This is a genomic window from Novosphingobium malaysiense, assembly GCF_000802225.1.
In the GTDB taxonomy this organism is placed as follows: Bacteria; Pseudomonadota; Alphaproteobacteria; order Sphingomonadales; family Sphingomonadaceae; genus Novosphingobium; species Novosphingobium malaysiense.
Map to the genome: position 1 here is coordinate 329,422 of NZ_JTDI01000007.1, position 25,338 is coordinate 354,759.

The 25,338-nt window shown below is 64.8% G+C and carries 27 protein-coding genes; 14 read left to right on the forward strand and 13 right to left on the reverse strand.

The window, feature by feature from the left end:
- Positions 1-248: 248 nt before the first annotated feature.
- Positions 249-1,382 carry a DUF2332 domain-containing protein gene (locus LK12_RS20940; RefSeq protein ID WP_052223662.1) on the reverse strand — a complete coding sequence of 378 codons (1,134 nt, stop codon included), beginning with the start codon at positions 1,380-1,382 and terminating at the stop codon, positions 249-251.
- A 323-nt stretch (positions 1,383-1,705) separates the two neighbouring features.
- Between LK12_RS20940 and LK12_RS20945 the strand changes: the two genes are divergently transcribed.
- The gene (locus tag LK12_RS20945) at positions 1,706-2,050 is read left to right on the forward strand and encodes a hypothetical protein (RefSeq protein ID WP_052223677.1); all 345 of its coding nucleotides are present in this window, start codon (positions 1,706-1,708) and stop codon (positions 2,048-2,050) included.
- A gap of 2 nt (positions 2,051-2,052) precedes the next feature.
- On the opposite strand, the gene LK12_RS20950 is transcribed toward LK12_RS20945, so the two are convergent.
- Positions 2,053-3,105: a S66 peptidase family protein gene (locus tag LK12_RS20950; protein ID WP_082010674.1), complete on the reverse strand. Its 1,053-nt coding sequence runs from the start codon at positions 3,103-3,105 to the stop codon at positions 2,053-2,055.
- Positions 3,106-3,197: 92 nt separating this feature from the next.
- Here LK12_RS20950 and LK12_RS20955 point away from each other — a divergent pair, with 92 nt between their 5' ends.
- On the forward strand, positions 3,198-4,076 hold the full coding sequence (locus LK12_RS20955) for an LOG family protein (protein WP_197063607.1): 879 nt from the start codon (positions 3,198-3,200) through the stop codon (positions 4,074-4,076).
- Between the two features lie 4 nt (positions 4,077-4,080).
- On the opposite strand, the gene thiD is transcribed toward LK12_RS20955, so the two are convergent.
- The 3 genes from thiD to glmM form a co-directional block, all read right to left on the reverse strand.
- Positions 4,081-5,214, reverse strand: coding sequence for a bifunctional hydroxymethylpyrimidine kinase/phosphomethylpyrimidine kinase (gene thiD, locus LK12_RS20960; RefSeq protein ID WP_039289666.1), 1,134 nt, complete (start codon positions 5,212-5,214; stop codon positions 4,081-4,083).
- A gap of 98 nt (positions 5,215-5,312) precedes the next feature.
- Positions 5,313-5,540 (reverse strand): DUF1272 domain-containing protein, encoded by a 228-nt coding sequence (locus tag LK12_RS20965; RefSeq protein ID WP_039288591.1) that lies wholly within the window; start codon positions 5,538-5,540, stop codon positions 5,313-5,315.
- Positions 5,540-6,880, reverse strand: coding sequence for a phosphoglucosamine mutase (glmM, locus tag LK12_RS20970; RefSeq protein ID WP_039288593.1), 1,341 nt, complete (start codon positions 6,878-6,880; stop codon positions 5,540-5,542). Before glmM ends, LK12_RS20965 begins: the two co-directional genes overlap by 1 nt.
- Before the next feature lie 89 nt (positions 6,881-6,969).
- Between glmM and LK12_RS20975 the strand changes: the two genes are divergently transcribed.
- Positions 6,970-8,250 (forward strand): dicarboxylate/amino acid:cation symporter, encoded by a 1,281-nt coding sequence (locus tag LK12_RS20975; protein WP_231568433.1) that lies wholly within the window; start codon positions 6,970-6,972, stop codon positions 8,248-8,250.
- A gap of 7 nt (positions 8,251-8,257) precedes the next feature.
- Here the strand turns inward: LK12_RS20975 and LK12_RS20980 are convergent, their stop codons facing one another.
- Positions 8,258-8,866: an HNH endonuclease gene (locus tag LK12_RS20980; RefSeq protein WP_039288595.1), complete on the reverse strand. Its 609-nt coding sequence runs from the start codon at positions 8,864-8,866 to the stop codon at positions 8,258-8,260.
- Positions 8,867-9,042: 176 nt separating this feature from the next.
- Here LK12_RS20980 and gluQRS point away from each other — a divergent pair, with 176 nt between their 5' ends.
- The 5 genes from gluQRS (at position 9,043) to LK12_RS21005 (ending at position 12,110) form a co-directional block, all read left to right on the forward strand.
- Positions 9,043-9,888: a tRNA glutamyl-Q(34) synthetase GluQRS gene (gene gluQRS, locus LK12_RS20985; RefSeq protein WP_039288598.1), complete on the forward strand. Its 846-nt coding sequence runs from the start codon at positions 9,043-9,045 to the stop codon at positions 9,886-9,888.
- Positions 9,885-10,118: an HIG1 domain-containing protein gene (locus tag LK12_RS20990; RefSeq protein ID WP_039288600.1), complete on the forward strand. Its 234-nt coding sequence runs from the start codon at positions 9,885-9,887 to the stop codon at positions 10,116-10,118. The genes gluQRS and LK12_RS20990 overlap by 4 nt, the downstream gene beginning before the upstream one ends.
- 63 nt (positions 10,119-10,181) lie before the next feature.
- Complete coding sequence (locus tag LK12_RS20995; RefSeq protein ID WP_039288603.1) at positions 10,182-10,751, forward strand: cob(I)yrinic acid a,c-diamide adenosyltransferase; 570 nt, start codon at positions 10,182-10,184, stop codon at positions 10,749-10,751.
- A gap of 65 nt (positions 10,752-10,816) precedes the next feature.
- Entirely contained in the window at positions 10,817-11,686 is an 870-nt protein-coding gene (locus LK12_RS21000; RefSeq protein ID WP_039288605.1) for a 3-hydroxyacyl-CoA dehydrogenase family protein, read from the forward strand.
- 106 nt (positions 11,687-11,792) lie between these two features.
- Entirely contained in the window at positions 11,793-12,110 is a 318-nt protein-coding gene (locus tag LK12_RS21005) for a hypothetical protein (protein WP_039288608.1), read from the forward strand.
- Here the strand turns inward: LK12_RS21005 and LK12_RS21010 are convergent.
- Both LK12_RS21010 and mutS read right to left on the reverse strand, forming a co-directional pair.
- Entirely contained in the window at positions 12,107-12,298 is a 192-nt protein-coding gene (locus LK12_RS21010; protein ID WP_039288610.1) for a hypothetical protein, read from the reverse strand. The genes LK12_RS21005 and LK12_RS21010 overlap by 4 nt on opposite strands.
- Before the next feature lie 23 nt (positions 12,299-12,321).
- On the reverse strand, positions 12,322-14,940 hold the full coding sequence (gene mutS, locus LK12_RS21015) for a DNA mismatch repair protein MutS (protein ID WP_456237689.1): 2,619 nt from the start codon (positions 14,938-14,940) through the stop codon (positions 12,322-12,324).
- Between the two features lie 112 nt (positions 14,941-15,052).
- On the opposite strand from mutS, the gene LK12_RS21020 reads away from it, so the two are divergent.
- From LK12_RS21020 to LK12_RS21030, 3 genes are read left to right on the forward strand one after another with little or no spacing between them, the layout of a single operon-like run.
- Positions 15,053-17,314 carry an NADP-dependent malic enzyme gene (locus tag LK12_RS21020; protein ID WP_039288613.1) on the forward strand — a complete coding sequence of 754 codons (2,262 nt, stop codon included), beginning with the start codon at positions 15,053-15,055 and terminating at the stop codon, positions 17,312-17,314.
- A 19-nt stretch (positions 17,315-17,333) separates the two neighbouring features.
- A complete protein-coding gene (gene nadC / locus LK12_RS21025; RefSeq protein ID WP_039288615.1) occupies positions 17,334-18,194 on the forward strand; it encodes a carboxylating nicotinate-nucleotide diphosphorylase in 861 nt (286 codons plus the stop codon).
- Positions 18,191-18,883 carry a ribonuclease T2 family protein gene (locus tag LK12_RS21030; RefSeq protein WP_039288618.1) on the forward strand — a complete coding sequence of 231 codons (693 nt, stop codon included), beginning with the start codon at positions 18,191-18,193 and terminating at the stop codon, positions 18,881-18,883. Before nadC ends, LK12_RS21030 begins: the two co-directional genes overlap by 4 nt.
- A gap of 18 nt (positions 18,884-18,901) precedes the next feature.
- Here LK12_RS21030 and LK12_RS21035 read toward each other — a convergent pair whose 3' ends face one another.
- Positions 18,902-19,357, reverse strand: a complete 456-nt coding sequence (locus LK12_RS21035) for a nucleoside deaminase (RefSeq protein WP_039288620.1) — start codon at positions 19,355-19,357, stop codon at positions 18,902-18,904.
- 113 nt (positions 19,358-19,470) lie between these two features.
- Here LK12_RS21035 and rpmB point away from each other — a divergent pair, with 113 nt between their 5' ends.
- A complete protein-coding gene (gene rpmB / locus LK12_RS21040; RefSeq protein WP_039288624.1) occupies positions 19,471-19,755 on the forward strand; it encodes a 50S ribosomal protein L28 in 285 nt (94 codons plus the stop codon).
- 75 nt (positions 19,756-19,830) lie between these two features.
- Here the strand turns inward: rpmB and LK12_RS21045 are convergent, their stop codons facing one another.
- Genes LK12_RS21045 through xseA form a run of 4 tightly spaced genes read right to left on the reverse strand, consistent with a single transcriptional unit; the run spans position 19,831 to position 23,509 of the window.
- A complete protein-coding gene (locus LK12_RS21045; RefSeq protein WP_231568434.1) occupies positions 19,831-20,880 on the reverse strand; it encodes an esterase-like activity of phytase family protein in 1,050 nt (349 codons plus the stop codon).
- Positions 20,881-20,901: 21 nt separating this feature from the next.
- Positions 20,902-21,780: a M23 family metallopeptidase gene (locus LK12_RS21050; RefSeq protein ID WP_231568435.1), complete on the reverse strand. Its 879-nt coding sequence runs from the start codon at positions 21,778-21,780 to the stop codon at positions 20,902-20,904.
- Complete coding sequence (locus tag LK12_RS21055) at positions 21,777-21,980, reverse strand: DUF2093 domain-containing protein (RefSeq protein ID WP_039288627.1); 204 nt, start codon at positions 21,978-21,980, stop codon at positions 21,777-21,779. The genes LK12_RS21050 and LK12_RS21055 overlap by 4 nt, the downstream gene beginning before the upstream one ends.
- A 26-nt stretch (positions 21,981-22,006) precedes the next feature.
- Entirely contained in the window at positions 22,007-23,509 is a 1,503-nt protein-coding gene (gene xseA, locus LK12_RS21060) for an exodeoxyribonuclease VII large subunit (RefSeq protein WP_039289680.1), read from the reverse strand.
- Here xseA and purD point away from each other — a divergent pair, their 5' ends adjacent.
- Positions 23,510-24,793, forward strand: coding sequence for a phosphoribosylamine--glycine ligase (purD, locus tag LK12_RS21065; RefSeq protein ID WP_039288630.1), 1,284 nt, complete (start codon positions 23,510-23,512; stop codon positions 24,791-24,793). It abuts the gene before it with no gap.
- Positions 24,786-25,337, forward strand: a complete 552-nt coding sequence (locus tag LK12_RS21070; RefSeq protein ID WP_039288633.1) for a hypothetical protein — start codon at positions 24,786-24,788, stop codon at positions 25,335-25,337. Before purD ends, LK12_RS21070 begins: the two co-directional genes overlap by 8 nt.
- Position 25,338 lies beyond the last annotated feature (1 nt).

The following is a 25,338-nucleotide window of genomic DNA, read 5'->3' on the forward strand; positions in this document are numbered from 1 at the left end:
CTGTCCGGCCAGACAAATCACAGAAGGGGGCGGTGCACGTTTGCGCCGCCCTTTTTGTTGCCCGGCGAAGGGCTGGCCAGATACTCTCCAAGCGCCAGTTACCGGAAGCGGCACCGACGACAGGCCGGGAACATTCAATCAAAGTCGCAGTGGAGAAGCTCCGCCCAAGTGAGCTGGACCAGCAGGCGTTGCTTGGCGAGATGACCCGCGCGCGGTAGCGCACCATATTATTGTGAAGCGAGGCCGGGTCAAGCCGCGGCGCGGCTTTCCGCAGCACCAAGCCAGTCGATCCAGGCGCCGTAGGGATGGCAGGCGGCGAGGATCGTTCGCTCGCCATCCTTGGAGCTGCCGGACCAGGACGTAACGCACAACAGCACCTGCGTTCGGTCGCGATTCCATTCGAGTCCGATCCGGGCAAACGGGCGATCGCGGGTCGCGCGCATTCCGGCCCCTTGGATCGATGCCTTGACCGATTGCAACTCGTCGTCCGGGAGGTACTGCAGGACCATCGAATGCAGGACGACACGCATGGTGCCGGCAGCCTGTGGCTCGCGCAGACGCTGGTTGAGCCAGGTACCCCCACTGTCCCGGTCGACGACGGGAACCGCGTTTCGCGCAAGCATCATTGCCCGGCGCAAGTAGTGAGACCGGGCATGGTCGCCCGGCCAGACATACGACATCAGCCGCTCACGCGTGAGCGGATCGTCGAGCTGCAAGGGGCGCAGGTCCACGCCCCGCACGGAAGCGACCCTTACATCTGCCCGAGGAGGAGGGGGACCGTTCCACTGCGGTTTCAGTCGCAGGCTGGAATCGGCTTGCCCACAAGGAACCCCACCAAGGTCGTGCGCGTAGCGGTCGAGCAGCAGATTCAACCCGGCACTGGCGCCCACTTCGAAAAGTTCGAACGGAAGGCCATGGCGATGCGCGAGCACGGACAATGCCGCCATGAACGCGCTCGATCGCCGCACTTCGTTGGTCTGCGTCGGATGGGACATCCAGGTCAGGAGCGTCGGCTCGCCCCGTTCCAACGCTTCGCCCACGGCCCGGTCGAATTCCGTGTGCCGCCCGGCATAGAGAGCAGAGAGGTCCGTAAAAGTCCCACGTCGCGCCAGGGCATGAAGGCCGGCATTGAGCCGCAAGGCCATTGCGCTCGTGGCCGGATCATAAGGCCAGGCGGCAAGAGTCGCATCGAGATGCGGTGCCCGCCCCAGCTGGCGATGCGCCGAAGCGAGAACCTCACCGACAAAGGGAGAGCCCAGCGTGCAGGCCACTAGCGATTGCGTCAGGAGATGGGCCCGCGGGTCCTGCGGCCGGATGACTTCGGCTCCGAATGCCGCTGTGCCGGCAGATTCCGGATCGGGGACCGGGATGGCCGTGGACACGCGAAAGACCTCATTAACTACCAGCTTCCCCGGAATCTCGGGGAGAAGAGTGCAACCTAGTCCGTGCTGGTTTCGGCAATCCGGATCATACTGTAGGTGATTGCCCCTATTTCAGCGCCGCAAGCCATCTTCCCGATGCGACCGTGGCCTGCTGGCTCCCGGACTGATGGCAAAATCCCGCTTCTCCGAGACATTTGTTCCTGATCCGGTCTGCATACCGCCCCACCTGTGGAATATGCGGATGTGCGTGCTGCCACTCTCGAAACAGCTCTGCGCTAGAGTGCACTGAACGGGACTGGTTAATTTTTTCAGGATTGTTCGAAATGACGGCCCAGACATCGATTGCATCCTTCGACCACCCCCATCGTGCCCGCCGGCATCAGCGCGCCGACGTGGAGATGATGGCCCGCTTTCGCCGCGGTCTCGTCAGCAGCATGGTGATGCTCAAGGATCTCACCCGCTTCGGCGCGAGGATCGAAGGCGTCGGCCAACTGGAAACCGACGAAGCGGTGAGCCTCGCCTTGCCGGGCTGTCGCCCCTCCATGGCATTCGTGGCCTGGGCCAACGATCACTGTGCCGGGCTTGAATTCGCCGAGCCGCTCGAGAACGCGGCCTTCGTCGATCTAGTCGCCAGCTATGGCCTCGGCCGTAATGCTGCCGCAGCCTGACGTCACGACACCACGGGTTCCAGAATTCGCAACGTTCCGGCATCGGCGTCGATTTCCGCTATCACGCCTACCGGAATGCTTACCTGCTGAGCGATGTGGCCGATCATCGCCCCCTGGAACGCCGGCACGCCCAGCCCCGAGAAGCGCCGGTCCAGCACTTCGTAGACCGTGAAATTGGCATAGCCGCCGTCCGGATTGTGGCATTGCGTGCATTGCCCCACGACCACGCCTGCGACCGTGTCGAGAATTCCCGCCAGCGCGAGCTGGGTTAGCATCCGGTCGATCCGGTATTCGGATTCGTGGGTGTCCTCCAGAAACAGGATCGCTCCTGCAAAATCGGGCAGGTAGGGCGTGCCGACCAAAGCGCTCAATACCGTCAGGTTGCCGCCCAGCAGGCGGCCGCGCGCCTTCCCCCCGTGGAAGGTCCGCAAGGCAGGTCCACGGCCCGCCAGGTCCGGCCCATTGGAAGAGGGGACCGTGTACGTAGGCGTGGCCTTGTCGAACGCGAGGCGACGAAACGCGTCCCACGCCTGCGGCGGCCAGGATGCCGCGGCATTGGGGCCGTGGATGCTGGTCACGCCGCTGCGCGCCGTCAGTGCCAGATGTAGCGCCGTGTTATCGCTGAAGCCGGTAAACAGCTTGGGCTTGCGCGCAATCGCCGCAAAATCGAGATAGGGCAGCAGGCGCGCCGAGCCCCAGCCGCCACGAACCGCCATGATCGCGCGGACCTCGTCATCCGCGAACATCGCCATCAGGTCCTTCGCGCGGGTTTCGTCCGAACCTGCCAGATAGCCTTCGCGCGCCAGCAAATTCGGCGCAGCCTTGGGAACGAGGCCCATGGCGCGCACCGTGGCTTCGATATCAGCGATCCCGAAACGGTCTGCAACGAAGCCGGCCGGTGCAACAAGCCCCAGGACGTCCCCTTCGCGAAGGTGTGGTGGCCTTTTCGGCGCGGATCCAGGCAGCGTTTCCCTGGCAGCGACGCGCGTTCGCAGAACGGAAAAGGACAAGGCGGAGGCTCCCAGCCCCGCGACGGCCTGGCGACGGTTCAGCATCGGCAAAACCCTATAGACTGGTTGGTTCGGCGCAAGTGGACACACAGCTATCTGCACTCGACGGCAGGCCCGCAACGCGTCATGGAGCGAGAATGATCGACGACGAAGACGAAAAGCCCCTCACCCAGCGCCGTTTCTACAAGGCGGAACAGGAAGTCGGTTTTGCCGACAAGCAGGGCGGTACAGTCCAGACAGAACATCCGGCTTACCGGCTTGCGTTCCGCGATACCGATTTTCTGCTCCGCGACGAATTGCGGCCCGTGCGCTTCCAGCTCGAATTGCTCAAGACCGAGATGCTGCTGGAAGAGGCACAGATCGGTTCGACATTGGTTTTCTACGGATCCGCGCGCGTTCCCTCGCCCGAAAAGCGCGAGGCGTTTCTCGCCACGCCGGGGACCGACGAAGAGAAGAAAGTCGCCGAAAGGCTGGCGGCCAAGACCAAGTACTACGAAGAAGCGCAGCGTCTTGCCCAGCTCGCCAGCCAGTGCGCGATCGTCGAAAAGGGCATGCGCCAGTTCGTGGTCTGCTCGGGCGGCGGCCCCTCGATCATGGAAGCGGCGAACCGGGGCGCGGCCGATGTCGGCGCTGAATCGCTCGGCCTGAACATCGTTCTCCCGCACGAGCAGGCGCCCAATCCCTACGTGACGCCGCGCCTCTCGTTCCAGTTTCACTACTTCGCCCTGCGCAAGATGCACTTCCTGCTGCGCGCCCGCGCCGTGGCCGTATTCCCGGGCGGCTTCGGCACGCTGGATGAATTCCTGGAACTGCTCACGCTGATCCAGACCGGCAAGATGAAACCGATCCCTGTCCTGCTCTATGGCCGCGAGTTCTGGGAGCGTATCATCAACTTCGAAGCCCTGGCCGAGGAAGGCACGATCAACCGTCGCGATCTCGACCTGTTCACTTGGTGCGAGACGGCGGAAGACGGCTGGAACGAGATCAGCCGGTTCTACGACCTCGATTGCGGATGAACCTTCAGCGCGGAAGCGCCCACGGCGGGTAGCGGCGCGAAAGCCCTGCACTGTACAGGCACACGCGATTGCCCGCCGGATCGTCGAGCCACGCCTCGCGCCAGCCCCAATGCTGGTCGCGGGCTGGCTCGACCGCCATTCCCTCGTTCGCCAACCGCGAGATCGCGGCATCGAGATCGAGGCATTCGAAGTAGATGCCCCCACCCACAGCCTCGCCGTGGCCGGCGCTGACCGACAGGGTGACGCCGCCCGGCGCTTCGAAACGCGCATATCCCGACTTCGGGCTGTCGACGACCTGGATCAGGCCAAGCGTCTTGTAGAACGCAACCGACGCATCGAGATCGCGCGCCGGCAGGGTGATCTGGTTCAGGCAGAGCTCTCCGGAAAGATCCAGCCGGACCATGGGATGCCCCATCGGCCCATGACCGGCCCCGAACCCCGGCGCGTCGCGCAAGGCGAGCTGAACGAAGCTGCGCCCGGCCTCGACGGCGGCCTCCAGCGCCATGCCCCGACCGATAAACGTCGCAATGGCGCTGGAAAGCGTGCAGCCCGTGCCGTGATTATGGCGTGTATCCAGCCGGGGCGCGGTCCAGACGACCGGATTGCAGCCTGGAAGGACAAGGCGGTCCTCAACCACCTCGCCCTCGGCGTCACCCCCCTTGGCGAGATAGGCGGCATTGCGCGCAGTCATGGCCGCATTGCCCCCCAATGCCGCGAGTTCGGGGACATTGGGCGTGGTCAGTGTCGCAATGCCGATCAGCCGCTCGAACGCCGCGATAGTGTTCGAGTCCGCCAGCACCGATCCGCTCGTGGCGATCATCACCGGATCGAACACTACCGGCACATCGAGCGTTTCCAGCGTGTCGGCGACAGCATGGGCAATCGCCGCCGAGCCGAGCATACCGATCTTCACTGCATCGACGCCGATGTCGCCGACGCAGGCGTCGATCTGCCCCGCGACCATTTCGGGCGAAAGTGTCTCCACGCCGGTCACGCCCAGCGTGTTCTGCGCGGTGATCGCGGTGATCGCGGTCATGGCGTAGCCGCCCAACATGGTGATGGTCTTTATGTCGGCCTGGATGCCGGCACCGCCAGAACTGTCCGAACCGGCGATGGAGAGAATGCGGGGGGGATTCATGAACGATACGTCCGGTTGAGCGCGCATCCATCCTGCGACAAGCTCAGGATGAGCGGGGGTTGGTCCGCCCCCATCTAGCTTGAGAGTCCTGTCGACTGCTACCCCTGGAAGCGACGGACCTTCGAAGGCGGGTGGGCATCCTGATGCCGCTTCGCGCGGGTCGGTCGGTCGACGAGTTCGCCGCCGCAATTCGGACATCTATCGTCGAGATCCTCGGCGCATTCGGCGCAGAAGGTGCATTCGAAACTGCAGATGAACGCGCCAGGCGCCTCGGCCGGCAGGTCCACGCCGCACCGCTCGCAGTCGGGACGCATTTCCAGAGCCATTACGCCGCCACTTCCTCGACGGCCTGGCAGATCGAGGCAACCGCGGCCTCCACCTCGCCGGCATCGTCACCCTCGGCCATGACGCGGATCACCGGTTCGGTTCCGGATGGCCTGATCACCAACCGGCCCCTGCCGTTGAGCGAGGCTTCGGCATCGGCAATCGCCGCCTTCACGCTGTCCTGTTCGAGCGGCTTGCCGCCGGAAAACCTTACATTGCGCAGCAATTGCGGAACCGGGTCGAACAAGTGCAGCAATTCGCTTGCCCGCTTACCCGACTGAACCAGCGCCCCGAGGACCTGCAGCGCCGCAACGGTGCCGTCGCCGGTCGTGGCATGGTCGAGCAGGATCATGTGGCCCGACTGTTCCCCGCCGACATTGAAGCCGCCCGTCTTCATGCGCTCAAGCACGTGGCGGTCGCCCACCTTGGTGCGTTCCAGCGCCAGCCCCTGCCCCTGCAGGAAGCGCTCAAGCCCGAGGTTCGACATGACCGTGGCGACCACGCCGCCACCGCGCAGTTCCCCGCGCGCGGCAAGCTGGCTGCCGATCAGCGCCATGATCTGGTCGCCGTCCACGACCTTGCCCTTCTCGTCGACGACGATGAGGCGGTCCGCATCGCCATCGAGGGCAATGCCGATATCGGCGCCGGAGGAAACCACCGTTTCCTGCAGCAGGCCGGGATGCGTGGAACCGCAGGCCTTGTTGATGTTCTTGCCGTTGGGGGTCACGCCCACCGCGACGATTTCCGCGCCCAGTTCCCAGAACGCAGACGGCGCGACCTGATAGGCTGCGCCATTGGCGCAATCGACCGCAATCGTGAGGCCGTCGAGCCGCACGGTAGCGGGCAGCGAGGCCTTGACCGCGTGCATATAGCGCCCCCGCGCGTCCTCGATGCGCCGCGCCCGGCCGATATCCTCGCTGGCGGCCAGCGCGATATCTTCGCCCAGCATGGCCTCGATGGCCAGTTCGTCCTCGTCGGAAAGCTTGAAACCGTCGGGACCGAACAGCTTGATGCCATTGTCCTCGTAGGGGTTGTGGCTCGCGGAGATCATCACCCCGACATCGGCGCGCAGTTCGCGGGTCAGCAGCGCCACGGCAGGCGTGGGCATCGGGCCGAGCAGCACCACGTCCATGCCCACGCTGGTAAACCCCGCCACCATCGCGTTTTCCAGCATGTAACCCGAAAGGCGCGTATCCTTGCCGATGACCACGCGATGGCGATGGGTACCGCGCAGGAAGCGGGTGCCGGCGGCCTGGCCGACCTTCATGGCGGTGGCGGCCGTCATTGCGCCCTGATTGGTGCGGCCGCGAATGCCGTCGGTACCGAAAAACTGCTTGGTCATGCGCTGCCCACTATCAAGGGATTCCTGACAAATTGCTATGTCGTGACGGCTTGGTAATGTCACGCCCCTCCACTTGCCACAGGAACCGCATGACCGAAAACAGCAGCGCCGCGCGTATGCCCGAAATCCGCGTGCCGGGCCTCCTGACGCTGGGCGGCCTGATTGCCGGCCTGCTTCTTGGCGCGGTGCTTCACGAATCGAGATTTTTACCGCCCCTGCTCGAGATTGCCCGCCCGCTGGGCGGCTTCTGGCTGCAGGCGCTGAAGATGACGATCCTGCCGCTGGTCATCGGCCTGATGTTCATCGGCATCATCGAGACCGCCGCTGCCGCCGGGGCCGGCGCCATGGCCCGGCGCACTCTGGCGCTGATCGTCGGTGTGCTGGCCGCAAGTGCCGTACTGGGCGGAGCGCTTATGCCGGGGCTCCTGGCATTGTTCCCCGCCCCCACGCTAAGCCTGGCGCCCGGAAGCACCGCGCCCGACACGGATTTGCCGGGCTTCGCGGACTTTCTCGGCTCCCTGCTGCCGACCAATGTCTTCACTGCAGCCGCGGACGATGCGATGCTACCGGTAATCGTCTTCACCGCCCTGTTCGCCACCGCCGCGACCCGCCTCGCCGAAGAACCGCGCCGCCAGCTTGCGCTGTTTTTCGAAGGGCTGGCGGGAGCCATGATCGTGGTGATCGGCTGGGTCCTTGCCGTGGCTCCGCTCGGCGTCTTCGCGCTCGGCCTCTCGCTGGCGGCATCCAGCGGAGCGGCCGCGATCGGCGCACTGGCCCACTACATCGCGCTGGTATCCTCGCTGGGTGCGATCTTCCTGCTTGGCAGCTATCCGCTGGCCGTGCTGCTTGGACGGCGGCGGCTTGGCGCTTTCGCCCGGGCCGTGCTCCCCGCGCAGGTCGTCGCGATCTCCACGCAGAGTTCGCTGGCCAGCCTGCCCGCCATGCTGGGCTCCTGCCGCAAACTGGACCTCGCTGCGACGACCAGCGAATTCGTGCTGCCTCTCGCCGTCACCCTGTTCCGGGCGACAGGTCCGGCCATGAACATGGGGGTTACGATCTATGCCGCCACGCTGGCCGGATACGAACTGACGCCGATGGCGATTGCGGCGGGCGCCGTCGTGGCCTTCGCCACCACTTTCGGGACCGTCTCGCTACCGGGAACGATCAGTTTCATCGCCTCTACCGGGCCCATTGCCGCCGCGATGGGCGTCCCCCTCTGGCCGCTCGGGATACTCGTGGCCGTCGAAATGCTGCCCGACATCATGCGTACCGTCGGCAATGTGACGATGGACGTGGCGGTGACGAGTGCCCTCGATGCGGGAGTGGCCGAAACGACGCAGGGAGAACCACCGCCGCAAACCCTGCACTGAGCGCAACCTACTCTTCGAGCTCGATGTCCCAGTAGAGCCAGTCGCGCCAGGTTTCGTGGAGGTAGTTGGGCGGGAATCCCTTGCCGCGTTCCTGCAACTGCCAGCTCGTGGGCCTGATCGGCTGGACCAGCGGCGGCATGTTCGCCTGCTTCGGCGTCCGCCCGCCTTTCTTGAGGTTGCAGGGCGCGCAGGCCGTAAGGATGTTTTCCCAGCTCGTCCTTCCGCCGAGGCGGCGCGGAATCACGTGATCGAACGTGAGGTTATGCGGGCTGCCACAGTACTGGCACGAAAAGCGGTCGCGCAGGAACAGGTTGAAGCGCGTGAAGGCGGGAAACTCGCTCGGCTTCACGTATTGGCGCAGCGCGATCACCGAGGGGATCTGCATTGTCCAGCTGGGGCTGTGCACCGCGCGCCCATAGGTGGAGACGACGTCGACACGTTCGAGCACCACCGCCTTGATCGCGGTCTGCCAGGGCCAAACGCTCAGCGGATAGTAGGAAAGCGGCGTGTAATCCGCGTTGAGCACCAAGGCCGGGCAGTCTGAAAGACTTCGGGAGGGATCATCCTCCGCGCTGCGGAACCGGGCCGCGCGCTCGATCAGCTCCGACTTGAGCATGGCCTCCTGTCGCAGGCCGTCATTGCGATTTGATGGCAATGGTTCTTGGCACAGGGCATGGACGCAATCCAGCATTTGCGCGAGTCGTCGTCAAGCGGGCATTATTGCGCCCATCCGACAATCCACAGTCGCGAGTTCTTGCGGCGGGCGCGCTTGCCGGTAGGACTGGCCACGCCATGATCGTGACACGCTTTGCCCCCAGCCCCAACGGACCGCTGCACCTCGGCCATGCCTATGCCGCGATCGTGGCGCATGACCTTGCGCGAAAGAGGGGTGGTACGTTCCGCCTGCGGATCGAGGACATAGACGGGCCGCGAAGCAGGCCCGAACTCGTCGAGGAGTTCTTTCTCGATCTCGAATGGCTGGGCCTGACCTGGGACGGCGAACCAGCCTTCCAGTCGCGCCGACTGGCCAGCTATGCCGAGGCCGGCGAGCGGCTCAAGGCCATGGGTCTGCTCTATCCGTGCCGCTGCACTCGCGCGGAAATCGCTGCCGCCGCTACCGACGCCGGGCCGGACGGCCCGATATATCCAGGAACCTGCCGCCACCGGGATGTGGAACCGCTAGAGGCAGCATGGCGGCTTGACGTCACTGCTGCGATGGAGCGTGCCGGGCCGCTGGAATGGCTGGACGAGAGCGCGGGACCGCAAGTGGCAACACCGCAGATTTTCGGCGATGTCGTGCTGCTGCGCAAGGATCTGCCCGCCGGCTATCACCTTGCCGCCACGCTCGACGATGCCGCCGACGGCATAACCCTCGTTACCCGCGGCATGGACCTGTTCCGGGCCAGCCACGTGCACCGCCTGCTGCAGGCCCTGCTTGAGCTGCCCGTGCCGACCTGGCACCATCACGGCCTGCTCGTGGAATCCGATGGCCGAAAGCTGGCCAAGCGGCGCGGGTCCCCGTCGCTGGGAGACCGGCGGCGTGCCGGCGAGGACGGGCGGGCGATCGCCGATGCCCTGCGCGCCCACCGCTTCCCCGCTGGTATTTCCCTGTCACAAGTCTTAGATGGGGGACCATGAACTACATTCTTGTCCCCATCATCGTCGTGCTGATGATCATGGTCGTGGTCAGCCTCGTGCGCGGCATCGCCGCCTTCATCAACAGCACCAAGGAAGACCTCAACCGCGATCCGAATGCGACCGGGCCTTCGCCCAATCAGGTGCTGCAGAACAAGATGATGTTCAACCGCATCAAGTACCAGGCCGCAGCGGTGCTGGTCTGCGCGCTGTTGCTCGCGATGGCGCATTGACCATTGAAGGCGCGGCCCTGACCGAATAGGGCGCCGGCAGCGCAATTCGTAACGGGTACATCCTTGGTCCGGCTGAACAAGATCTACACACGCACCGGTGACGACGGGACCACGGGTCTCGTCGACGGCTCGCGACTGCCCAAGCAGGCCCCGCGCATGGATGCGATCGGCGCGGTCGACGAAGCGAACAGCGCGATCGGTCTGGCCTTGTGCGCCATGCCGGACTCGCCGCACGCCGCCACGCTGATCCGCATCCAGAACGACCTGTTCGATCTCGGCGCCGATCTGGCCACGCCCGGCGAGGATTTCACCCCCGGCGAAATGACGCTGCGTGTCGTGGACGCGCAAGTCGAATGGCTCGAAACGGCAATCGACGCGATCAACGCGGACCTTCAGCCGCTCAAGAGCTTCATCCTGCCCGGCGGCAGCGAAGCGGCAGCGCGGGTTCACGTCGCTCGCGCCTCGACCCGCGCGGCTGAGCGCAAGGCCGCGGCCCTCGCCGATGCCGAGCCCGCCAACCCGGCCGCGCTCGCCTACATCAACCGCCTCAGCGACTATCTCTTCGTCCTCGCCCGGGCGCTGAATGCCAACGGCACCGACGACGTACTTTGGGTGCCCGGCCAAAATCGCTAGGTTCCCTCCGTGAAAGCGACGCGCTAGGCAGCGCTCGAATTCGGTCCAGCGAGAGGGAGTGAAGCGTGCAGACAGTCGGTATCATCGGTGCGGGTATCATGGGCTCAGGAATTGCCCAGACGGTCGCGAGCAAGGACATGGACGTGGTGCTCACGGACATCAGCCTCGAAAATGCCGAAAAGGGCAAGGCCGGCATCGCCAAGGGCCTGTCCAGGCTCGTCGCCAAGGAAAAGATGACCCAGGCCGATGCCGACGCCCTGCTGGCGCGGATAACCCCGGTCGGTGATTATTCCGCGATGTCCGGCTGCGACCTGATCATCGAGGCCGCCACCGAACGCGAGGACATCAAGGCCAAGATCTTCGAGGCCGCGGGCAAGGTGCTCAAGGATGGCGCGATCATGGCGTCCAACACCAGTTCGATCCCGATCACCCGGATGGCCGCGCAGTCGCCAGATCCGACGCGTTTCTGCGGGATGCACTTCTTCAACCCGGTGCCGGTGATGGGCCTCGTCGAGGTAATCCCCGGCCTTGCCACTTCGCAGGACACCACCGACCGGATGAAGGCCTTCGGCGAAAAGCTGGGCAAGACCGTGGTCCTTGCCGGCGATGCTCCCGGCTTCGTGGTCAACCGCATCCTGTGCCCGCTGCTCAACGAGGCTATCTTCGTGCTGGGTGAGGGACTGGGTTCGGTGGAAGACATCGATGCCGGCATGCGGCTGGGCGCCAATCACCCGATGGGTCCGCTGACGCTGGCCGATTTCGTGGGCCTCGATACGCTCTACGAGATCATGAAGGTGTTCCAGGCGACTACCGGCGATCCCAAGTACCGCCCCGCCCCGCTGCTGCAGAAGTATGTCGAGGCCGGCTGGTACGGCCGCAAAAGCGGCAAGGGCTTCTACGACTATTCGGGCGAGAAGCCGGTTCCGAGCCTGTAAGCCACGCAACCGGACCAGCGATTGCGCCCTCGGCTTTGCGAAGCCGGGGCGTTTTCGTGGAACAGCACGCGGCCGTTCGCCGTTATCGGATCGAAGGAGAATTCCTATGACCGAACGTAACGACGATCTCGCCCCGGAAACCGTCAACGCCGAACAGCAGGATGCCGAAACGCAGGCCCAGGCCGTGGCCGACGAGGCCATGACCAGTTCGCTCTCAGTGCTGGGTCTCGAACAGAGCGAAAAGCTTTCCAACAGCCTGAACCCGGCGCGGGCGCAGGACCTGGTCGATCACATGAAGCAGATGGATACCAGCGGCACGATCGACATGAGCGCTTATCGTGGCGAAGAAACCCTCGACGACCTGGAAAACCGCTTCGGCTATGCCGCTGTCGCCGACGATTACCTGTCCCGCGACGACAGCTAGTCGTCACTGTCCTTCGACCACGGATTCGTGTGGTCGGCCTTGGTGACCGCGACCTTGGCCTTTTCGGGCCGGGCTCCCTGCTCGGCGGCCGGTACGCTGCAGTAGGCTGTGGCCAGAATGCCGGCCGCCCAGAACAGCGCGTTCCAGCGGCTCTTGAAGACGGTGGTGATTCTGGGCCCGAACAGCATGGCAGGAGCCTAGACCCGGCAGGTTAAGGTTCGGTGCCTGCTTCGCGCTTCAGATCGTAGAGAATTTCCAGAGCGTCGCGCGGGGCCAGTGCATCGACATCCATGTCGCGCAATTTTTCACGCAGGGTGTCGCACTGCTCCTCCCGCGCGTCGTGCGCTGCGGCAAACAAGGGAAGATCCCCCAGGCCGGCGGCCAGCCCACCGGTTTCCGCTCGCCCCTTTTCCAGCTTCTCCAGCACCGATTTCGCCCGGCTGACGACCTTCGGAGGAACGCCGGCGAGTCGCGCCACGGCAAGGCCATAGCTGCGATCAGCCGGCCCGTCGGCCAGTTCGTGAAGCAGAACCAGTTCCCCCTTCCATTCCCGGGCCCGGACATGGTGCAGCGACAGGGCCTCGCAAGTCTCGGCGAGCCGCGCGAGCTCATGATAGTGCGTGGCGAAAAGGCAGCGGCAGCGGTTGGTTTCGTGCACCGCCTCGGCGACGGCCCAGGCGAGTGCCAGACCGTCATAGGTCGAGGTTCCTCGACCGACTTCGTCGAGAATGACGAAACTGCGTTCGCTCGCTTGCGCAAGAATCGCTGCGGTTTCAACCATTTCGACCATAAAGGTGGAACGTCCACGGGCGAGATTGTCCGAAGCGCCGACCCGGCTGAACAAGCGATCCACCATACCAATCCGGGCCGATTTGGCAGGTACGAACCCGCCTGCCTGAGCCAGAAGCACGATCAGCGCATTCTGGCGCAGAAAGGTTGATTTACCACCCATGTTGGGGCCGCCGATAAGCCAGAGACGGTCATGCGTTCCAAGCCTGCAATCGTTTGCAACAAAGCGCTCGCCCTGTCCCGCCAGCGCCGCCTCCACCACGGGGTGACGGCCGGCCTCGATATCGAGGGAAAGGCCCTCTACCACGTCCGGGCGGGTCCAGCCGCCCTCGGCGGCCCTTTCGGCCTGCCCCGCAGACACGTCGATTCGTGCAAGTGCTGCTGCCGTAGCGGCAATTTCCCTTTTTGCTGCAATAGCTTGCGCCACCAGCTCCTCGAAATGGGTGTCCTCGGCGGCGAGCGCGTGGGCGCCGGCTTCCGTGATCCGGCTGGCTTCCTCGTGCAGGGCGAGAGCATTGAACCGCATGGCGCCGGCCATGGTCTGTCGATGCGAAAAGCCGCTGTCGGCTTCCATCAGCTTGTCGGCATGACGCGACGGCACTTCGATAAAGTAGCCGAGCACATTGTTGTGCTTGATCTTGAGCGCGGCAACACCGGTTTCCTCGCGGTACTTCGCTTCGAGCGCGGCGATCGCCCGTCGCGCATTGCCGGAGGTCTGCCGCAGCTCGTCGAGCGCCGCGTCGTAGCCTTCGGCAATGTAGCCACCCTGGCCACGTTCGGTCGGCGGCGCCGGCACCAGAGCGCGCGCGAAATGGTCGACCAGCGCGCCATGCCCCCCAAGACGAGGCAAAAGCGCTTCCAGCAGCACAGGCAGGTTGTCCCGCTGCGCCAGCCTCTCACCGATTGCCCTGGCACCGGCAAGCCCATCGCGAAGCTGCCCGAGATCGCGCGGACTCCCTCTCCCGGCGACCACGCGCCCAAGAGCCCGCCCCACATCCGGAAGGGAACGCAGCGCTGCGCGCAGGTCCTCGCGCAGCAACGCATCCTCGCAAAGCCATTCCACCAGTTCGAGCCGTTGCGCGATAGCGGTACGATCCGTCAGCGGCGCGGCCAGGTCTTCTGCAAGCTGCCGCGCGCCGGCGCCCGTAACGCAACGGTCGATGGCATCGATCAGGCTGCCCTTGCGCGTCCCCTGCGTGGATTCGAGAATCTCCAGGCTAGCCCGGGTCGCTTCGTCCATGGCCAGGGTGGCTTCGCCCGAACGCACTTCCGGCGGCAGCAGCAAGGGCAACGCGCCGCGTCCGACATGATCGAGATAGGCAATCAGCCCGGATGCTGCTGCCAGCATCGGGCGCGAGAATGTGCCGAACCCGTCGAGCGTTGCGACGCCGTGAATACCCTTGAGCCGTTCCTCGCCGCCTTCGGAGGAAAACTCGTGTCCCGAACGGGAGATGGCATCGTCCGGCGCAAGTTCCCAGCCATCGGGGACAACGATTTCGCTGGCGCCGAGCCGCGCCAGCGCCGCGCCCAGCCGATCGGGCGGGCACTCTTCCAGTTCCATCCGGCCGGTCGAGATGTCGCAAGCCGCAATTCCCGCGATCCCGCGCACTTCGCAAGCCGCCGCCAGGACATTGGCCCGCCGCGGCTCCAGCAGCGCTTCCTCCGTGAGCGTGCCCGCCGTCACGAAACGCACGATGTCGCGCGCGACCAGGGCCTTTGAACCGCCGCGCTTCTTGGCTTCGGCCGGTGTTTCGGTCTGCTCGGCTATCGCCACGCGGCAGCCTGCCTTGATGAGCCGGGCAAGATAGCTCTCGGCCGAATGCACCGGGACGCCGCACATCGGGATCGGCGCGCCGTTGTGCTCGCCCCTTGTCGTCAGGGCGATGTCGAGGATGGCCGCGGCCTTCTTTGCGTCGTCGAAGAACAGCTCGAAGAAGTCGCCCATCCGGTAAAACAACAGGCAATCGGCCGCCTCCTCGCGCAAGGCGAGGTACTGGGCCATCATCGGGGTTGCGCCCTGGTTGCCGGAACTGCCACTCATGGGGCAGCGTTAGCGCCGTCTTCCGGTTTTTGTGAAGCGCATGAGCGCGCCTTTCCCCTATCGCGTCACGGGAACATCCGTTAGGGGCTCAGGCGAATGCAGGAGATGTAGCTTGTCCGAGAAAAGCAAGGTCCAATTCACCGAGCGCGAAGCGCTGTTTTATCACGAGACGATCCGCCCGGGTAAGATCGAGATCATCGCCAGCAAACCGATGGCGACACAGCGCGACCTTTCCCTTGCCTATTCTCCCGGCGTCGCCGTTCCGGTACAGGCGATCGCCGACGATCCTCAGAAGGCCTATGACTACACGGCCAAGGGCAATCTCGTCGCCGTCATCTCCAACGGGACCGCGATCCTGGGCATGGGGAATCTCGGTGCACTGGCCTCCAAGCCGGTCATGGAAGGCAAGGCCGTGCTCTTCAAGCGCTTCGCCGATGTCGATTCAATCGACATCGAGCTGGCCAGTGAGAACGTGGATGAGTTGATCGAAGCCATCGCAATGATGGAGCCCAGCTTCGGCGGCATCAATCTCGAAGACATCAAGGCACCCGAGTGCTTCATCATCGAGCAGACCCTGCGCGAGCGGATGAACATTCCGGTCATGCACGACGACCAGCACGGGACCGCCATCATCGCGGCGGCCGGCCTGATCAACGCGGCGCACCTGACCGGCCGCGATCTCGACAAGCTCAAGGTCGTCGTCAACGGCGCCGGCGCCTCGGCGCTGGCATGCACCGCGCTCATCAAGTCGATGGGCGTGCGCAACGACAACGTGATCGTCTGCGATTCCAAGGGCGTGATCTACAAGGGCCGCGAAAACGTAGACCAGTTCAAGTCGGCCCATGCCGTCGATACCGACAGGCGTACGCTTACCGAAGCGCTCAAGGGTGCGGACGTGTTCCTGGGTCTTTCCGTTGCTGGCGCCGTGACGCAGGAAATGGTCAAGGAAATGGCCGATGAGCCGATCATCTTCGCCATGGCCAACCCCGATCCGGAAATCACGCCGCCGGCCGTGAAAGCGGTGCGTCCCGATGCAATCGTCGCCACCGGTCGTTCGGACTACCCCAACCAGGTCAACAACGTCCTGGGCTTCCCCTTCATCTTCCGTGGCGCGCTCGACGTGCGTGCGACCGCGATCAACGAGGAAATGAAGATCGCTGCTGCCCGCGCCATTGCCGAACTGGCGCGCGAGCAGGTGCCCGAGGAAGTTGCCGCCGCCTATGGCGAGACCCAGCAGTTCGGCCGCGAGTACATCATCCCAGCTCCGTTCGACCCGCGCCTGATGGAAGTGGTACCCATGGCGGTGGCCAAGGCGGCGATGGAGTCGGGCGTTGCCCAGAAGCACATCGACGACTTCGACGCCTATCGCCATGAGCTCAAGGGCCGTCTCAACCCGACAACCTCGGTATTGAGCAGCGTTTACGCGCAGGTGAAGGCCAACCCCAAGCGCGTAATCTTCGCGGAGGCCGACAACGAGGTGGTCCTGCGCGCCGCCATCCAGTTCCGCGATTTCGGCTATGGCGAACCGGTCCTGGTCGGACGCACGAAGAACATCCACAATCTGATGAACGAACTCGGCGTTGCCGATCCGGACAGCTACCGTATCGAGAACTCCATGGTGTCCGAACATGTCTCGCCCATGGTGGAAATGCTCTACGAGCGCCTCAAGCGCCGCGGCTTCCTGCAGCGCGACGTGCAGCGCATGTGCAATACCGATCGCAATGTCTTTGCCGCCGGCCTGCTGAAGCTGGGCGTGGGCGATGCCATGATCACCGGCATGACCCGTCCCTTCGCGCAGTCGATGAAGGAAGTGCGCCGGGTACTCGATCCGGCGGAAAACAAGCTTCCCTTCGGCATCCACATGCTGGTCGGCAAGAACCACACGGTCTTCCTTGCCGACACCACGATCAACGAGCGGCCCAACGCCGATGAACTGGCTGTCATCGCCACGGAAACGGCGGCCGTAGCGCGCAGGCTCGGCCACGAGCCGCGCGTGGCTTTCCTGAGCTACTCCACCTTCGGCAATCCCTCGGGCAAGTGGCTCGATACCATCCGCGGGGCGGTCCAGATCCTGGAGGGGCAGGATCCCGGCTTCGAATTCGACGGCGACATGGCACCCGATGCTGCACTCAATCCGAAGATCATGGCGCTCTATCCGTTCTGCCGCCTGAGTGCGCCTGCCAACGTGCTTATCATGCCCGGCCTGCAGTCGGCCAATATCTCGGCCAAGCTCCTGCGCGAGATCGGCGGAGCGACGAACATCGGGCCGATGCTCCTGGGCATGGAAAAGCCCGTGCAGATCGTCCCGATGACCGCGATCGCCCCGGATGTCCTGACCAGCGCCGTACTCGCTGCGGCCGGAGTCACCGGCTGATCGCGGCGGCAGGCAGGCCATGAACGCATTTTCGATCCCCGGCATCGATCTTGTCGCCTTCGTCGAGGCCACCCTGGCGGAGGACCTCGGCGTGGGCCTGCCCGGCGGCGGGCATGACGTCACGTCGGAAAGCGTGATCGATGCCGATGCGCGGTTTTCCGGCGTGATGGATTCGCGCGATGCGATAACGGTGGCGGGCCTGCCGATCGCAGCCGCGTTCTTCCGGAAGCTCGACCCGTCGATGGACATCGAAATTCTTGTCGAGGAAGGCACTCAGATCCCGCCCGGCACCGACCTGATGCGCCTCACCGGCAATGCCCGGGCCATGCTCACGGCGGAACGCTCTGCGCTCAACACCGTGCAGCACCTGTCGGGCATTGCCACGATGACACGGCACTATGTCGATGCGATGCAGGGCAATGCCACCCTGCTCGATACCCGCAAGACCATCCCGGGCCTGCGTCACCTCGAAAAGTACGCGACCCGGATGGGCGGTGCCCGGAATCATCGCATGGGCCTTTGGGACGCCGCGATGATCAAGGACAACCACGTTCTTGTCGCCGGCGGTGTCGGCCCCGCCGTTGCCCGCGCCAAGGCAGCCGGCGTCGAACAGATCATTTGCGAAGTCGATCACCTCGAACAGATCGAGCCGGCCATTGCCGCCGGCGCGCACCATCTCCTGCTCGACAACATGGGACCCGCCATTTTGCGCGAGGCCGTGGCGCTGGTGGCCGGCCGCGTGCCGACCGAAGCCTCCGGTGGGGTCAACCTCGAAACCATCGGGCCGATCACAGCAACCGGCGTCACCTATGTGTCGGTCGGCCGACTTACCCAGAGTGCGCCGGCAGCCGACATCGGACTGGACTTCACGCCGCTGTGAGGGCTCTGGCGGCCTTGCTGCTCGCACTGCCTTCCCCTGCCTTCGCCCAGGCCTATCAGTGTTCCCTGCCGCGCAGCATCGGCCCTTTGCGTCCCGTGGCCCCCGATGGCCCGGTCCGCAAGCTGGCGGTGGCCGGCTATACCCTCGCGGCGAGCTGGTCGCCCGATTATTGCAAGACGAGGGGCCAGCCGCAGTCCATGCAGTGTTCGCACCGCAATGGCCGTTTCGGATTCATCCTGCATGGCCTCTGGCCGGAAGCCCGACGCGGCCCGGCTCCGCAATGGTGTGCATCGGGGCCGATGCCGTCCCCGGAAGTTGTGCGGCGCAACTTGTGCATGACGCCATCGCCCGAGCTTTTGGTGCATGAATGGACCAAGCACGGCACCTGCATGACAAAGCGGCCGCAGACCTATTTCAAAGTCAGCGCGATCCTCTGGCGTTCGATCCGCTGGCCCGATGCAGACCGACTTTCGCGCAAGGAGGACCTGACGGTGGGCGACCTGCGAGAGGCCTTCGTTGTCCGCAATCCGGCCTGGAAGCCAGAATATGTCGGTATCCAGGTCAGCCGCACCGGATGGCTGCGGGAGATTAGGCTCTGCTACGACAAGGACTTCATGCCGAGAGCCTGCAGCAAGTGGCAGCATGGGCCTTCGGATGCAGCCAGCCTGAAAATCTGGCGCGGTCTGTAGCGGATGCGTCTCTGGCGATCACCGCCTTTCGCGAAAGAAGCCGCGCAGCAACTCCGCCGATTCGGTCTCGCCGATTCCCGAATAGACTTCCGGGCGGTGAAGGCACTGCTCCTGTTCGAAAACCCTCGCCCCGTGCTCGACAGCGCCACCCTTGGGATCGGACGCCCCATAATAGAGCCGAGCGATGCGGGCATGGACAATGGCACCGGCACACATGGCGCAGGGCTCCAGCGTCACCCAGAGCTCACAGCCTTCCAGACGTTCGTTTCCCAGGACGCGCGCAGCCTCGCGAATCGCTTCGATTTCGGCGTGGCTGGTGGGGTCGCAGCGCTCGCGGGGGCCGTTGCGACCAGTGGCGATGGGCCGCCCTTCCTTGACCACCACGGCACCAATCGGCACTTCCCCCGAATCGGCGGCCTCCTTCGCTTGCGCCAAGGCGATCTGCATGTATTCGGGAAGGGGCCAGCGGGTCATTAATCCGCGCTAGCGCGCAGAATCCCGCCATGCAACTTGACCTTGCCCGGGCGACTCGGTAAGGGCGCGCCTTCCCGTACAAACGGCAACAGATTTTTCGAGCGAGAGTAGACATGTCCCGCATCTGCGAACTGACCGGCAAGGGCCGACAGGTCGGCTGCAACGTCAGCCACGCCAACAACAAGACCAAGCGCGTCTTCCTGCCGAACCTGCAGAACGTCACGCTGATGTCGGAAGCTCTGGAGCGCAGCTTCAAGTTCCGCGTTTCGACACAGGGCCTGCGCTCGGTCGAGCACAATGGCGGTCTCGACAACTGGCTGCTCAAGGCTGCCGATTCGAAGCTTTCGGCGCGCGCCCTCAAGGTGAAGCGCGAACTGAAGAAGAAGCAGGCCGCCTGACGTTTTGGGCTCTCCTGCGGGAGAGCCTTTACCCGTCAACTGCGCAAGGCGTGCAGGCATTTGCCATGCGCGCCTTTAGCGTGCCTGATGGCGATGACGTGGCCAGGGCAACCGACGCGGATCGACGGTCAACTTCCACAGCAGTGTGCGCTGTAGAATGCGCATGTTGTTGTCATCCGACATAAGCCAGACATTCACTTTGCTGTCGGTTCGCGGAACCACTGCAATAGCCTCGAAATTGTCGACTGGCAGCACCGAGGCAAGCGATGCGAGCGGCACCGAGTGCCAGATGCCGCCCGGACGAATCTGCGCGGGATCGGCAATGACGATGCGACCGGCAAATCGCATCGGGAATGCCCAGAGCAGCCGACGCATGAGAATCAGCGCGCGGCCGTCGGGCAAAAGCGCCATATCGACGACGGAGAAGTTGTCCGGGCCGTCGAAGAAGAACCTGTGGCCTGCAGGGTGCTTGATAGGATCGCCGTCGAACAGGACTGCTTGATGCAGACGTGCGTCCCGCCAGGATCGAGAGACTTCGCGAATGGCCACGAAGCGTCCATCCGGCAAGCGCGTCATGGCCTCCGGCCCGGTATTGGCACCCCAATGCTTCATCTGGACCGGCTTGAATTTGCCTGTCTCTTCCAGATTCCGGTTCAAGCGGATTATGGCGTTGGCGCCTTCGACTCCCAGCCAATATCGATCCGACGAAGGGTCGTAGGCGACGGATTCGACGTCCCGAAACGCCGCGCGCCGCTTCCGTCCGAACTTGACCCAACCGAATTCCGGATCCGCCCGTGTTGCCCCCGGCAACGAAAACCGCAGATACTTGCCGCCGTCGGTGAATGCCAGCATTCGGCCGTCGGGCTCGGGGAGCATCGACGAATAGCCGGAAAACCGGCTGTCGGGCGAGGTCAGTCGCCAGGCGGCATCGAGTTGGAATGGACCGAGATATGACGACAGGATCTTCGCGCTGGGCAATCGCAGCGGCGTGACCCGGATGCGCGGGTCGAAATGCACCGGCGCTCTGGCGCCTTTGTCCCACGTGACCGCGAGCAACAGCAGAAGCGGAAGGAGGAGAACGATGTTGCGGCGCACAACGGGGTGATTACCCTCCTGCGGCAGCACTGCAAGCCCTCCTGAAGGGTGTCAGCGCATCGGTCCTGTGAAAAGCAGCGGATCCAACCGATCGTCTTCCCATTTGATCGACCAATGCAGATGCGGGCCGGTGGCGCGGCCAGTCATGCCGATCTTGCCGATGACCTGGCCCTGCTTCACATGATCGCCTTCCCGCACCAGTATCTGCGAGCAATGCAGAAAGGCGCTGTTGAGCCCCATCCCGTGGTCGATCATCAGGAGATTGCCTTCGAGCGTGAATGGCTTGTCCGCGACAAGGGTCACCACCCCGTCCGCCGGCGCCACGAACGGCGTACCGCTCTTGCCCGTGGTGATGTCGATGCCGGAGTGGTAGCTCCCGGGCTCGCCGCGATAGATGCGCTGCGATCCGAAACGACCCGATATACGGCCCTCGACCGGCCAAATGAAACGTTCGCGCCATCCCTGGGCGCCCGTACGCATGGCGCGGGCTGCATGGATCCGGGCGAGTTCCGGACGGCGCAACTTCATGAACGCCTCGGACGGCCCGCCGGACCGACGTGCAATGTTCACATGCTCGATGTTCCAATCGCGTGGCGCGACGGCAAGTTGCTGGCGGGTAACAGTGCCGTCTTCCGTGGTAACCGTCAGCGTGGCCTGAGGCGGCGCATCCCGGTCGAACGCCGCGAACCACGCCCCGTCGGGCGCCAACGGTACCGGCTGACCGTCGAGCGAAAGCGATTTGACGTCGTCGGGGGCCTTCCCGCGGATCCAGCCGCCCTGGGTGAGTTCGCCGGAAAATGTCAGCCGCGCGGCTCGAGCGTCCGGTGCTGCCGCGTCGGCGGCGCTGCCGCGTCCAAGCGGCAGCCCGGTCATGGCCGCGAGCAGACAGGTGGCTGCCAGCGATGCTATCGAAGCTGCACGCAACCTCATGCCTGGCCCAGCAGACGCCGCGTGGCGATCTCCGCTGTGACGTAGGCTTCCTGCCGCTCGACACTCCAGTAGCGAAGCGCCTCCAGCGAAACCTTCTCACCGGTAACGGCGCACTCCACGAAGTGCCCCGGGCTCAGCACCCGAAATCCATTGGGGCCGTAACTGAGATTGGCGGGGCGATCAGCAGAAGACATAAGCATGACAATTACCTAGCAGAGCCGTGCATTCAGAACAAATCGCCTTGCCGCGGTTCATCGGCTTTCGGTCGCGCCGGTTTGCGGGCCGGAGGCGATGCGCTTTCATGGCGCGTCGCGCCTGAACCGACCGTGACCGGCAGTTTGCCGTCGCGAAATTCGAGAACGAGCGTGGCTTCCTGCGCCGCCCGGTCGCGGCTTGTAAGCGCCTGCCCGCCAGCGTCCGTTACCAACGCATAGCCGCGTTGCAGCGGCAGTCGCGGATCGAGCTGCGGAAGGACTCGCGCAACCGGGGCCAGATTGTCGCGCGCCTGAGCCCAGCGGCGGGTAAGCAGCCGGGCTGTCAGCCCCACTCTGTCCAGCCTTTCGCCACTGGCCTGCACGCGCTGGCGCAGCAACGGGAGCGACAATTTGGCTGCCGTGCTGCCCAGGCGTTCGCGCTTGCTGCGCTCCTGGTCTTGCAGGCCGCGCCGCAATCGCTCGGAAAGTTCGTCGAGCTTCTGGGCCTTGGCAGCGAGGATCGCGTCCGGTTTGGGCAACCGCTGCACACGCGCTTCCAGCCTTTCCCGGCCGAGCGTCACCGGGCGCAAGGCGCAGCGCCGCTTGCGCAGGGCCAGTTCGTCGAGTTGCGCCATGAGCTCGGCGCGCACGGGCACGGCGATCTCGGCAGCGGCCGTGGGCGTGGGCGCCCGTCGGTCCGCAGCATGATCGCATAGCGTCGTGTCGGTCTCGTGACCGACCGCGGAGATGACGGGAATCGACGATTCGGCTACCGCCCGGACAACCGCCTCCTCATTGAAGCCCCAAAGGTCTTCTATGGAACCTCCGCCACGAGCCACGATGACGACGTCCGGTCGCGGCACGGGCCCTCCCGGCGGCAGGGCGGAGAAACCGCGCACCGCGTTGGCGACTTGCTGCGCCGCGCCTTCGCCCTGGACGAGCACCGGCCAGACCAGGACCCGGCTCGGAAAACGATCGGCAAGGCGGTGAAGGATATCGCGGATCACCGCGCCCGTAGGCGACGTCACGACACCAATGACGTCGGGCAGGAACGGGAGCGGACGCTTGCGCTCGGCTGCAAAGAGCCCTTCTGCCGCCAGCCGTGCCCGCAGTTTCTCGAGCAGCGCAAGCAGGGCCCCTTCGCCGGCGATCTCCATCGATTCGATGACGATCTGGTATTTCGATCGCCCCGGGTAGGTCGTGAGCTTGCCCGATGCGACGACCTCGAGTCCGTCTTCCGGACGAAAGGCGAGCCGCTGTGCACCGCCGCGCCACATCACGCCGTCGATGACCGCCTTGTCGTCCTTCAGGCAGCAGTACAGGTGCCCGGATGCCGCCCGTTTCACCCCCGAAAGCTCACCGCGCAACCGCACGAAACCGAAACGATCCTCCACGGTGCGCTTGAGCAGGGCGGAAATCTCGCTGACCGAGAGCGGGGCGGCGTTGTCCCCGGCGGCCGCCTTCGCTACCAGCCCCTCCGAGCGACCGTTTTCATATTCGTCGTCACCGAAAGACTGACCGAAAGGCTGAGGCAAATGAACATCCTTCTTCTGGGTTCTGGCGGCCGCGAACATGCGCTGGCCTGGAAGCTGGCGCAATCCCCGCAATGCGACAGCCTGTGGGCTGCGCCGGGTAACCCCGGCATTGCCGAGCATGCCACATGCGTAACGCTGGATGTCGCCGATCACGCGGCAGTTCTGGCTTTCTGCGAGGAAAAGGTGATCGGTCTCGTCGTCATCGGACCGGAAGCCCCGCTGGTGGACGGTCTGGCCGATTCGCTGCGCGACCGGGGCTTCGCCGTCTTCGGACCGAGCAAGGCGGCTGCCCAGCTGGAAGGATCGAAGGGCTTCACCAAGGACCTCTGCGCTCGCGCCAACATTCCGACGGGCGGCTATGAACGCGTGGCCAACGAGGCCGACGCGCTGGCTGCCTTGCAGAAATTCGGCGCGCCGGTCGTGATCAAGGCCGACGGCCTCGCCGCCGGCAAGGGTGTGACGGTGGCCATGACCATGGCGGAAGCCGAGGAAGCGGTGCGCGACATCTTCGCAGGACGTTTCGGCGAGGCCGGCGCCGAGGCGGTCATCGAGGAATTCCTCGAAGGCGAAGAAGCCAGCTTCTTTGCACTTACTGACGGCTCGACCATCGTCCCTTTCGCATCGGCGCAGGATCACAAGCGCGTGGGGGACGGCGACACCGGTCCCAACACCGGGGGCATGGGCGCGTACAGCCCCGCCCCGGTGCTAACGGCCGATCTCGCGGGCGAGGCCATGACCCGGATCATCGCGCCGACCGTCAGGACTCTGGCCGAGGAAGGCATGCCGTATTCGGGTGTGCTGTTCCTGGGCCTCATGCTCACGCGCGATGGCCCCAAGCTGATCGAGTACAATTGCCGTTTCGGCGATCCCGAATGCCAGGTGATGCTGCTCAGGCTCGAGTCCGACCTTGTGGAGCTGCTATACGCCTGCGCCGAGAACCGCCTGGCAGCCATCCAGCCGCCCAAGTTCTCGGACAATACGGCGCTAACCGTCGTCATGGCCGCGAAAGGCTATCCCGGCACGCCGGAAAAAGGCGGCACCATCGATGGCATTGCCGCCGCGGAAGCCCACGGAGCCAAGGTCTTCCAGGCGGGAACGGCCCTGAAGGACGGGCAGCTCGTCGCCAGTGGCGGACGCGTGCTCAACGTCACGGCGCGCGGCGATTCGGTAACCGAGGCGCAGCGCAATGCCTATGCAGCCGTCGACGCCATAGATTTTCCGACCGGCTTCTGCCGGCGCGACATCGGCTGGCGCGAGGTCGCACGCGAAACGCGCGATGCTTAAGCATTCCGATGCGATCCTGAAGCTGGCGCTCGCCCTGGCCATCCTGCTTGCCGGCGGCGGGGTCGGTTTCTACTATGGTATCTTCCTGCCATCGCAGGACATCCGCCGACAGACCCAGGCCATGGCTGAAAGGCGATCCAAATCCGAGGCGCAAAGTCGGGCGCTCGTCGAGCAGGCCCGGCGCGAAGCGGATCTGGCGAAACGCAATGCCGAGCGCGCAAAGGCGGCGCAACGCGAGTATAACGACTGCATCGGCTTCGCCGAGCTGTCCTACAAGCGGCGTTGGGCCGGAAGTTGCCGGACCCTGCACGACGCCGACGTGGCCGCCTTTGAGGACTGTGCCGACAACCTGTTCAGCACCGATAGGGGATGCCGCGCCAAGCACCCGATCCGCCCGGCCAATGACTGCGCTCTGCCGGCCCGCATGGCGCACGAACTGACCAGCGCCCGTGACAAGCGCAAACGCGAATGCCTGGCCAAGCTGCAGGCCGTGCAAGCCGCTTCAGGCGGCTCCCCGACACCCTTGTCGCCCGCCGAACGGTAGC